Source organism: Pseudomonas sp. GYB4201, assembly GCF_056312595.1.
Window position 1 is genome coordinate 208,825 of the sequence record NZ_JBWGIG010000001.1, and the last position, 10,777, is coordinate 219,601.

The following is a 10,777-nucleotide window of genomic DNA, read 5'->3' on the forward strand; positions in this document are numbered from 1 at the left end:
GAATTCACACCTGATAGACCGGCACCGTATGGCACCATCGATCCTTGTATTCGCGATCGGCACGGCCGAACGAGTAACGCAGTGGCTTGCCCAGCGCCCTCGCCGACTCCCACTCCTGCTGGGTGTTGACGAAGCTCAACACACTGCCAGGGCTGAACTCGCGGCTCTGGGGGTCGACGCCGCCATTGATGTACTCCAGCGACACCCAGCCCGGGGCTTCAACCTTGTACAGAATCTGCACAGCCACGGGGGCGTCGCCCAGCAAGACCACCGAGCCGGTCATGAATTCGCGCATCAATTCGAACACCGTGCCCAAATGCTCCAGGCCCGGCGCCGGCTTGCCCCAGCGGCGCTGGAACAGGTCGGCGTAAATGCCGGCCAACTGCTGCGGGCTGTAATCGGCCACCGGCCGCAGTTGGCCACCGGCCTCCTCCAGCAGGCGCATCTCGCGACGCTGGTTGTAACGAAATTTCTTCGAGTAATCCTCAGGCTCCCGCGCCAGCGCCAGCCCCTCCGGTTGTGGCCTGAGGGTAGTGATGCCGGTCTCGTTGAGCTGCGAGATGTAGCGCCCCTGCTGACGCACCGGCACCTTGGCGCCGCTGTCGATGGGCAGGATGATCTCGGCATTGCCCAGGTCGAATAGCCCTCGCTGGCCGCGGCGCTTGAGCACATCCTTGGACAGGGCCAGGGTTCGCCCCCAGCAGGCCACGGCGCCAACCTGCTCGCTACCCTGCTCGAAACCCAGGTAGCGCACCGGAATGCCGGCCAGGCCCGCCAGGCGCTCCACCACTACCGGGTGGGTGGCAACGCTGCCGCCGTGGCGATGCCACGCCTGGGCGTAGTCAGCAGCATCTATCTGGGTCCAGCCACGCTCACGCCAGCAACGAAGGCGGTTCAGCACAGGTCAACCGCCAGCGCTGCGGAGTCGTCACCCTTCTCGAACTGACGCGAGTGCAACCGCGCGTAATAACCTTGCATCGCCAGCAGCTCGGCATGAGTGCCCCGCTCCACGATCTTGCCCTGGTCCATGACCAGAATCAGGTCGGCCTTTTCGATGGTGGTCAGGCGGTGCGCAATGACCAGCGTCGTGCGATTTTTCATCACCTCGTCCAGGGCGCCCTGAATGTGCCGTTCGGACTCGGTGTCGAGTGCCGAGGTGGCTTCGTCGAGGATCAGCAAGGGCGCGTTCTTGAGCAAGGCCCGCGCAATTGCCAGGCGCTGGCGCTGGCCACCGGACAGCAGCACGCCGTTCTCGCCCACCAGGGTGTTATAGCCGTCGGGCATCTTGTCGATGAACTCGTCGGCGAACGCCAGTTGGGCGGCACGCTTGACGTCCTCCAGCGGCGCGCCGCAGAGGTCGCCGTAGGCGATGTTGTTGGCAACCGTGTCATTGAACAGGGTGACAGCCTGGGTGACCAGGGCGGTGTGTTTGCGCAGGTTGCGCAGCGTGTAGTCCTGGACTTCGACGCCATCGAGCAGGATCTGACCCTCGGCGTGTTGGTAGAACCGTGGCACCAGGCTGGCCAGGGTCGATTTACCGCTGCCCGAACGCCCTACCAGGGCCACCATCTGCCCGGATTCGGCGACGAAGCTGATGTCATCGAGCACCTTTTCCTGCTTGCCAGGGTAGGCGAAGCTCAGGTTGCGCACTTCCAGGCGACCGCTGACGCGGTCCACTTCCACGGTACCGCCGTCCACTTCGGTCGGCTCGTCCAGTTGCTCGAAGATGCTCTCGGCACCGGCGACACCCTTCTGGATGGTGGAGCTGACTTCCGACAGTTGGCGAATCGGCTTGGGCAGCAAGCCGGCCATGGTGATGTATGCCACCAGGTCACCCGCCGACGAGTCGCCACGAAGGTAAAGCACCAGGAACATCACCGCTGCCATGCCGCTGTAGGTCACCAGTTGCAGCATGGGCGTGTACACGGCGCCGGTCTTGGTCATCTTCAGCTGTTTGTCGGTGTTGCTCTGGCTGGCCTTGCGGAACCGCTCCCGCTCATAGGCCTCGCCGCCAAAGCTGCGCACCACTCGGTAGCCATGAATGGTCTCGGAGGCCACATGGGTCACATCGCCCATGGCCACCTGGATTTTCTTGCTCTGCTTGCGGAACTTGCGGCTGGTGCTGCCGACCATCAGGGCAATGACAGGCAGGATGGCCAGCATCACCAGGGTCAGCTTCCAGTTCATCCACAGCAGCGAAATGAACAGGAAGATAACGGTCATGCCTTCGCGCACTACCACCTTGATAGCGTCGGTAGCGGCGCCGGTGACCATGGTCACGTTGAAGGTGATGCGCGAAATCAGGTGGCCGGAATTGTGATTGTCGAAGTACCGGTTAGGCAGGTCCAACAGCTTGTTGAACAGCACGATGCGCAAGTCCTGGATCAGGCCCAGCGACACGCGTGCCAGGAAGAAGTTGCCCAGGTACGACCCCACGCCCTGCCAGGTCGCGATCAACACGATCATCAGCGGCACGGCCTGCAGCAGTTGCAGGTGCGCCAGGAACGGAATGTTGGGGAACAGCGAGGCTTCGGGATTGGCAAGGCCATCGACGAAGTACTTGAGGATATACGCCAGCATAGGCTGCGTCGAAGCGAAGATCAGGAAGCCGACGATGCTCAGCACAAACAGGCCAATGTAGGGACGCACATAGGTCAGCAGGCGCAAATAAATCGTGAGTGTCGATTGCGCTTGAGGTTCTGGGCTGCTCATAGGGATCCGCACACGAAAAAACGCAATGCTAACACAATGAACAATACCCTTGAATGAGCTAGGCGACAGGTGAAAACAGGCCAAGTCGGGTAAGATGCTCGACTGTTTTTCGAGGACGCCCCATGCAATCGCTCAACCATTCTTCCTACCTGGCGCTTCGCGAGGGCGCCAAAGTACTTGAGGCAGACGGCTCGGGCGACAAGGTTCTGCTGTTGGCCGACGGCCGCTTCCTGAAATTGTTCCGGCGCAAGCGGCTATTCACCTCGGCGGCGCTGTTCCCCTACGCCCAACGTTTCGCCAGCAATACCCAACGCCTGCTCGAGCGGGGTATTGCATGCCCCACCGTGCTGAATGTCTATCGCATCCCCAGCATCGAGCGCGATGGCGTGTACTACGAGCCACTGGCGGGTGACACCCTACGCCAGCTGATGGCTGACCCGGACGCGGCACAGGGGTTGCGCACCCAGTTCGGTGCCTTCGTCGCTCGCCTGCATGATCAGGGCGTGTACTTCCGCTCCCTGCACCTGGGCAATGTGGTGCTCACCCCGCACGGCACCCTCGGGCTGATCGACATCGCCGACCTGCGCTGCTACCGCCGGGCGCTGTCTGCGAGCAAGCGGCTGCGGAATTTCCAGCACATGTTGCGCTACCAGGCAGACCTGCAGTGGCTGCGCGGCGAAGACAACGCACAGGCCTTCCTGGAGGGCTACCGCCAGGCATTGCCGACAAAGCTCGCCACGTCCGGGCTGATGCCGCGCTTGAGCGCCGCCCTGGCCTGACCAGGGCAGGGATGAAACGCAACCCGCGGGGCCGGGCGCATTTCATGGCCAGCCTAGTGCCCGATGACCACCATGGCGGAGTGCTTGCGATTGGCAAACCGCGCCAACACCTGCATGTGGTTGTCGGCCAGCCACGCCTGCAACCACGGCTCGTTGGCGTCGGCGTCGAGTACAAAATACTGATAGTGCTGGCTGGCCGGGGCCGCCATGGCCTGCTCACGGGTCACCAAGGGCAGCGTATAGCCGCGCTGGGCGTAATATGACACGCGCCCATCCTCGTAGTAGATGGTGGCGTCCGGTGCGGTGTGCTCGGCCACCCAGTGTGCGGTCTGGATGTACTGGGTCTTGGCCGCGCCCAATGACACCACATTGGACAGCATCACCAAGAGCCCGATGCCCACCAGCCACTTCGCCAACCGTGGACAGGCCTGCGCGAACGCACTCAGCAGCACCGCGTACAACGGCACGGCGAGCAGGTTGAGCTCGCTCAGGTAGCGGCCGTTGAGGAACTGCATGCGCACGTAGAAAATCATCAGCACCGCGAGGTACAACACCGCGATCCACGCCGCCAGCCTGAAATCGCGCCAGTACACAGCGAAAGCACGCCATTGGCGACTCTGCAGCAATGGCAGGGAAAACGGCCCCATCAGGCTGACGAACTTGATCACCAGCGAGGCCACCAGGCCGAAGAAAATGATACGTCCCGCCTCGTCCGCCGAGTACTTGTAGATCAACGAGTCGGCAAACTGTCGGGACAGCTGGTTGAATGCTGCAAACAGGGTGCTGGGGCGCAGCATCTCGAGGTAGGCACCCAGCCGTCGGATCTGCACATGCCCCACCAGCAATGCCGCCAGCAGGCCGGCCAGCGCCAGGGCCGGCAGCCAGAACAATTGCAGGCACGCGCGACGGCCCGCCGCGTTACGCAGGCCAGGCAGCTGCCACAGCAACAGCGCCGGGTACAGCACGACCGCCTCGAGACGAAACAACGCCCCCAGCAAAATCGCCGCGTTCACGGCAACCGCCCGCCACCAGCCGCCCCGATCGCTCCAGCGCATCGCCAGCCACAGGGCAAGCGTACAGAAAAACCAGAAGCCGAACTCACGAATGATGTCATCGCGAAACTGGTTGACCGCAGGCATGCCCAACACCACCAGGCAGGCCCAGTGCGCTGCCCTTGGCGCGCGCTGGCGCACGCAGTCGACCAGGAGCGCACAGGTACCGGCCAGGAACACTACGCTCCACAGGTAGGCGGCCGCCTCCATGGGAAGCCGGAGCACCAGATGGGTACCGGCGAGCAGGAACGTGTACCAGGGCCAGTCGAAGGCCGCCCAGCCCCTGCTCGGCCCATGCAGCGCAACCTGCTGGGAAATATCCATGTAGAAGGCGGCATCGCGTGCCAGCACATCGACGCCCAGCAGGGCGATACAAGACAACAGCACACTGCCCACGAAGGCCAGGCGAACCGCAGAAACATCAGCCAAGCGCCCCAACAGGGCGGGCAATACTGTCGAGCGCATGAATTCAGGCCTTGAACAATAGTCGCAATGCTTTACTGAGATAGGGCCAACGCGTCGCCTGGCGCAGGCTGAGCTTGAGGGCCTTACGGTAGAAAATACGTGCAGTGGCATAGTCACGCGCCTGGTAGGCGGCGCGGAACAAGGAAAGGTAACGCTGCGCTACATAGCGCGGACGAAGAAACTGGCAACTCTGCGGCAGCGAGGAGAACACTTCCTCGGCCATCTCCAACGCATACACCTCTTCGTTGGATCGGTCGTTGCGCAAGCTGTCGGCGTGCTTGTAGATCTTGGCGACCACCCGATCGGTCACGATCGTCTGGCCGTTGACCAGGATAAACGCAAAGACCGGGACGTCTTCGCCGGTGCGCAGACGTTGGGGGTAGGGACGCTGGGCGAGCAATTCGCGCCGCACCAACGTGCAACTATGGGAAATTGAAATGCACTTGTGCAGCAGGTAGGCACGTGCAATATCCGGAGGGGTGGTGCCACGCACTGGCGCGGGCACCCTGAGGCGTTCGCGGCCATCGGGCATCACTGAGAGGTGCCCGGCCAGCACCAGGTCAGCCCCAGGCTGCGCCGCAAGCATGGAGCGGAATACCTGCAACGCCGACGGCACCAACTCGTCGTCGGCGTCCAGGGGCAGCACATACTGCCCCCGGGCGTTGCTCACGCCAAGGTTGCGCGCCGAGGCGGCGCCGCCGTTGCTCTGCTTGATCACGCGGATCGACGGCGAGCGCTCAAGATACCGAGCCAATACGGCGTCGGTATCATCTGTGGATCCATCATCAACGATGACTAGCTCTAAATCATCTGCCCACTGACCCAAAATCGAATCCAGAACGCGCGGCAGATAGTGCGCGTAATTATACGTAGGTACAACGACGCTGATCAGCTTGTCATTTGATGTCATTCGGTCCCGGCATCCTTTACCACCAAAATATCTTCCATTATTAAATACTGCAAATCGGAGCCGAAGAACATATTTAACGCATCGGTTGGCGAGCAGATCATCGGCTCACCCCGGCGGTTGAGGGAAGTGTTCAACGACACTCCGTTGCCGGTCAAGTCCTCAAGCGCCTTCATCATGTCGTAGTAGCGCGGGTTGTACTCGCGCTTGAGCACCTGGGCACGCGAGGTCCCGTCCTCGTGCACCACTTCCGGCACGCGGGTCTTCCACTCTTCAGCCACTTCGAAGGTGAAGGTCATGAACGGCGCCGGGTGATCGATCTTGATCATTTGCGGGGCCACGGTGTCGAGCATCGACGGGCAGAAAGGCCTCCAGCGCTCGCGGAACTTGATCTGGTGGTTGATGCGGTCAGCTACGCCGGGCACGCTTGGGCAGCCAATGATCGAGCGGCCACCCAGGGCGCGCGGGCCAAACTCCATGCGGCCCTGGAACCAGGCTACAGGGTTGCCTTCGACCATGATCCTGGCGATCTCTTGCGGCATGTTCTCAAGCTTGCGGAACGCCGGCTTGTTCGGGTGACGGGCACAGGCGGCGATCACGTCTTCGTTGCTGTACGACGGGCCGAGGTAGACGTGCTCCATCTTCTCGACCGGCACGCCACGGGCGTGGGACACGTAGGCAGCAGCGCCCACGGCGGTGCCGGCGTCGCCGGAAGCGGGCTGCACGAACAGCTCCTTCACGTCGTTGCGGGCGATGATCTTCTGGTTCAGCTTGACGTTCAGGGCGCAGCCGCCGGCGAACGCCAGCTTGCCGGTTTCCTTGAGCACGTCGCCCAGGTAGTAGTCGATCATCTGCAGCGCCAGCTTCTCGAACAGCGCCTGCATGCTGGCCGCGTAGTGGATATACGGCTCGTCGGCGATGTCGCCTTCGCGCTTGGGCCCCAGCCACTCGATCAGTTTGGGCGAGAAGTAGAAGCCCTTGCCCTTCTCCTTGTAGCGGCGGATGCCGACGACGTTGGCGTAGTCGGTGTTGATCACCAGTTCGCCATTCTCGAAGCTGGCCAGGCGCGAGAAGTCATACTTGCTGGCGTCGCCGTACGGCGCCATGCCCATGACCTTGAACTCGCCGTCGAGCATCTCGAAGCCCAGGAACTCGGTGATGGCGCCATACAGGCCACCCAGCGAATCCGGGTCGAAGAATTCCTTGATCTTGTGGATCTTGCCGTTCTCGCCGTAGCCGAAGAACGTGGTGGCGTACTCACCCTTGCCATCGATACCCAGGATCGCGGTTTTTTCCTTGAAACCCGAGCAGTGGTAGGCGCTGGAGGCGTGGGCCAGGTGGTGCTCCACCGGCTCGATCTTGATTTTCTTCGGGTCGAAGCCCAGCTGCTCCAGGCACCACACGATCTTGTTGCGGTAGCGCTTGTAGCGGCGGTTGCCCATCAGCAGCGCATCGAGGGCACGGTCCGGTGCGTACCAGTAGCGCTTGGCGTAGTGCCAGCGGGCCTTGCCGAACAGGCTGATGGGCGCGAACGGAATCGCCACCACGTCAACGTCGGAAGGCTTGATGCCGGCCTGCTCCAGGCAGAACTTCGCCGACTCATAGGGCATGCGGTTCTTTGCATGTTTGTCACGAACGAAGCGCTCTTCTTCGGCAGCCGCGATCAGCTTGCCGTCGATGTACAGGGCTGCGGAAGGATCATGGCTAAGGGCGCCGGACAGGCCAAGAATCGTCAATGCCAAGGGTCTAGCCTCTTTCAACGGAATATATGCGCCGAGGGCCGTGGGGCTGTCGGCGGCGAAAGGGCGGGATTATAGCGCATTCACGGTGGCGGCTGCATATGGGGGCATGGCCTTGGTGTCGCGGACTGAGCCTTCCTGCTCAAGAAGCGCGACGGCGGCTTGCGCCACTTCATCAGCTGTACCTTGTACTCGCTCCGGCGGTAGGTGCAGCCGAGCTTGAACGCGTACATGCCACACGTGAAGCAGGTACGAAGGTAGCTCGGGTGACAGCCGAAACCCTGGTCGGCAGCCCATTCCATTGGGGCGCAGCCGGTGAGAAGGAAACCGCCCAGGGGCAAGCGAACGAATCTACACATCGCGCCACCGCTTGCCGGGAAAGGGGGTGCTGGTGGTTGGCGCATGAAAACCGAGGGGATGCAGCCGGCGGAATCCGTTGAGCAGGAAGGTCAATTCCGAAAGACCTGAGCGATTATTCCTACCCACCAATTCCACTAAGCCTTACGACGAGCGGCGAAGCCGATAATCCTCCGCATGCCCCGGCAACTTATGCGCACACCCAAACCGCCCCCCATCCCCATGGCATTGATACGGCTGGACAGGCTCCGGCCAACGCTCGCCGGGTTCGACGACATCAAAATCTGCACAGCCCGCCAACAGGGCCAGGCTCAAGAGCAATGCACCGCGAACTAGCATGAAGCGATCCTCCAGGTTCAGGTTGGGAACCCGGAGCCTATGGCGAATGCCGACAGTTGAAAGCCAGCCATTTCCCACACAATCGTAGGACCAAGCCCAAACCCCGTAGCAGCGGCCGCCAGGCCGCGTCCCAGGCGCTGCGGTTATCCAGACACGCCGCGCGCGGCAGACGCAGCCTGGCGGCAGCTGCTACGGGACCGGTGGGGCTCCAGAGTTGGTAAACTTGTCCGATTCAGTACATATCTTCACTTGCGGACCTTTCCCCACGATGACTTCTGCCCCACCCTTCCTGCGCCGTCGCTCCCTGCTCACCGGCCTGTTGCTGGCCAGCCCCCTGGCCCAGGCGGATGCGCCCGAGATCGTGCTCGACTCGGTGGTGGTCAGCGGCGCGCGCAGCGAGAACAGCAGCTTCGACCTGCCCTACTCGGTGGACAGCGTCGGCGCAGAGCAGATTCATGACGGGCAGCTGGGCATCAATGCCTCGGAGGTGCTACAACGCATTCCCGGGCTGGTGGTGCAGAACCGCCAGAACTACGCCCAGGATCTGCAGATTTCCTCGCGCGGCTTTGGCGCGCGCTCGGCGTTCGGGGTGCGCGGGTTGAAGCTGATTGCCGACGGCATTCCGGCCAGCACGCCGGACGGCCAGGGCCAGGCGGCGACGTTCAACCTCGACACCGCCGAACGCATCGAGGTGCTGCGCGGGCCGGCGGCCACCATGTACGGCAGCAACGCCGGTGGGGTTATCCAGATGTTCTCCCGCGACGGCAGCGGCGCGCCGAAGGTGGGCGCCGAGACGGTGATGGGCAGCGATGGCATGAGCAAGAACCACGTGTACGCCGAGGGCGGCATCGACGCCGACACCGGCTTCGTGCTGGACGCCTCGCGCATGGACACCGACGGCTACCGCGACCACAGCGCCGCACGCCGGGACACCACCTTCGCCAAGCTCAACCTCAAGCCCGACGAAGACAGCAAGCTGGCGCTGATCTACAGCAGCCTGGAGCAGAACGGCACCCAGGACCCACTGGGCCAGACCTGGGACGCCTACAAGGCCGACCCGCGCTCGGTGGCCGCTGCTGCATTGAACTACAACACGCGCAAGAGCATCGACCACCAGCAACTGGGCCTGAACTACGAGCGCTACATTGGCGACGCGACGCTGCAGGTCACCAGCTACTACGGCACGCGCAGCGTGATCCAGTACCTGTCGATTCCCAAGGGCACGCCGGCGGACACCCGTGGTGGTGGCGTGGTCAACTTCGACCGCACCTTCTACGGCGGCAGCCTGCACTGGATTCAGCCGATTCTGGCCGCCCCCGGCGACCTGAAGATCATCGCCGGCCTGGACTACGACCGCAGCCAGGACGACCGCCAGGGCTACCAGAACTACGTGGGCAGCACCCTGGGCGTGAAAGGTGCCATGGCCCGCGACGAGATCGACACCGCCACCAGCCTCGACCCCTTCGTGCAGGCCAACTGGGCCCTGGGCGACTGGACCCTGCAGGCCGGCGTGCGCCACAGCACCATGCGCATGGACGTGGACGACAAGTTCCTCAGCAACGGCGACGCCAGCGGCAGCAAGGACTACCAGCAGAACACCCCGTCGCTGAGCGTGATGTACGCCTTCACCGAGAACCTGCATGGCTACGTCAGCGCCGGCAAAGGCTTCGAAACCCCGACCCAGGCGGAAATGGCCTACGCGCCGGGCAACATCGAGGGCTTCAACTTCAACCTCAAGCCCTCGGAAAGCCGCCAGTACGAAATCGGCTTGAAAGCCAAGGTCGGCGACAGCACCCGCATCAACGCGGCGTTGTTCCAGATCACTACCGACGACGAGCTGGTGGTGGCCGAATCCACCGACGGCCGCACCAGCTACCAGAACGCCGGCCGCACCCTGCGCCGCGGCCTGGAGCTGTCGCTGGACAGCCAACTGACGCCCACCTGGAGCACCCAGCTGGCCTACACCCACCTCAACGCCACCTACGACAGCGATTTCACCAGCGGCAGCGGCACCACTGCCAAGCAGGTGGACAAGGGCAACTACCTGCCCGGCGTGCCCAAGGACACCCTGTTCGGCGAGTTGAAATGGCAGCCGCAGGACTGGGTCAGCACCGCGCTGGAAGGCATGTACCGCAGCAAGGTCTACGTCGAGGACACCAACCAGGACAAGGCTGCGCCCTCCTACGCGGTGTTCAACCTGCGCACGCGCTTCGAACAGAAAGTCGACCACTGGACCTTCCACCAGATCGTGCGCCTGGACAACCTGCTGGACCGGCAGTATGTGGGTTCGGTGATCGTGGGCGACAGCAACAAGCGCTACTACGAGGCGGCGCCGGGGCGGTCGTGGTATGCGGGGGTGGGGTTGGAATACGGGTTTTAAGCCAATGACGCGGCCTGCGGCGGATGGCCGCCCCGCCGCTGCTACGG

The 10,777-nt window shown here is 63.0% G+C and carries 7 protein-coding genes; 2 read left to right on the forward strand and 5 right to left on the reverse strand.

Annotated features, from left to right (window positions below; translation table 11 throughout):
* Nucleotides 1-4: 4 nt before the first annotated feature.
* Nucleotides 5-901, reverse strand: coding sequence for a GNAT family N-acetyltransferase (locus AC0Z2B_RS00990; protein WP_476294795.1), 897 nt, complete (start codon nt 899-901; stop codon nt 5-7).
* Nucleotides 895-2,712 (reverse strand): lipid A export permease/ATP-binding protein MsbA, encoded by a 1,818-nt coding sequence (msbA, locus tag AC0Z2B_RS00995; protein ID WP_476294796.1) that lies wholly within the window; start codon nt 2,710-2,712, stop codon nt 895-897. The genes AC0Z2B_RS00990 and msbA overlap by 7 nt, the downstream gene beginning before the upstream one ends.
* A gap of 122 nt (nt 2,713-2,834) precedes the next feature.
* Here msbA and AC0Z2B_RS01000 point away from each other — a divergent pair, with 122 nt between their 5' ends.
* On the forward strand, nt 2,835-3,491 hold the full coding sequence (locus tag AC0Z2B_RS01000) for a BUD32 family EKC/KEOPS complex subunit (RefSeq protein WP_476294797.1): 657 nt from the start codon (nt 2,835-2,837) through the stop codon (nt 3,489-3,491).
* 53 nt (nt 3,492-3,544) lie between these two features.
* On the opposite strand, the gene AC0Z2B_RS01005 is transcribed toward AC0Z2B_RS01000, so the two are convergent.
* The 3 genes from AC0Z2B_RS01005 to AC0Z2B_RS01015 are packed head-to-tail and all read right to left on the reverse strand — an operon-like array spanning nt 3,545 to nt 7,657.
* Nucleotides 3,545-5,119: a hypothetical protein gene (locus AC0Z2B_RS01005; protein WP_476294798.1), complete on the reverse strand. Its 1,575-nt coding sequence runs from the start codon at nt 5,117-5,119 to the stop codon at nt 3,545-3,547.
* The gene (locus AC0Z2B_RS01010; protein ID WP_476294799.1) at nt 5,013-5,918 is read right to left on the reverse strand and encodes a glycosyltransferase family 2 protein; all 906 of its coding nucleotides are present in this window, start codon (nt 5,916-5,918) and stop codon (nt 5,013-5,015) included. Before AC0Z2B_RS01010 ends, AC0Z2B_RS01005 begins: the two co-directional genes overlap by 107 nt.
* Nucleotides 5,915-7,657, reverse strand: a complete 1,743-nt coding sequence (locus tag AC0Z2B_RS01015; protein ID WP_476294800.1) for a carbamoyltransferase family protein — start codon at nt 7,655-7,657, stop codon at nt 5,915-5,917. Before AC0Z2B_RS01015 ends, AC0Z2B_RS01010 begins: the two co-directional genes overlap by 4 nt.
* Before the next feature lie 961 nt (nt 7,658-8,618).
* Here AC0Z2B_RS01015 and AC0Z2B_RS01020 point away from each other — a divergent pair.
* Nucleotides 8,619-10,730 (forward strand): TonB-dependent receptor family protein, encoded by a 2,112-nt coding sequence (locus AC0Z2B_RS01020; protein ID WP_476294801.1) that lies wholly within the window; start codon nt 8,619-8,621, stop codon nt 10,728-10,730.
* Nucleotides 10,731-10,777: the final 47 nt, after the last annotated feature.

Bases quoted from the DNA above. Each gene is read 5' to 3' on its own strand.
- msbA (WP_476294796.1), bottom strand. From the start codon at position 2,712: ATGAGCAGCCCAGAACCTCAAGCGCAATCGACACTCACGATTTATTTG.
- AC0Z2B_RS01000 (WP_476294797.1), top strand. From the start codon at position 2,835: ATGCAATCGCTCAACCATTCTTCCTACCTGGCGCTTCGCGAGGGCGCC.
- AC0Z2B_RS01005 (WP_476294798.1), bottom strand. From the start codon at position 5,119: ATGCCACTGCACGTATTTTCTACCGTAAGGCCCTCAAGCTCAGCCTGC.
- AC0Z2B_RS01010 (WP_476294799.1), bottom strand. From the start codon at position 5,918: ATGACATCAAATGACAAGCTGATCAGCGTCGTTGTACCTACGTATAAT.
- AC0Z2B_RS01020 (WP_476294801.1), top strand. From the start codon at position 8,619: ATGACTTCTGCCCCACCCTTCCTGCGCCGTCGCTCCCTGCTCACCGGC.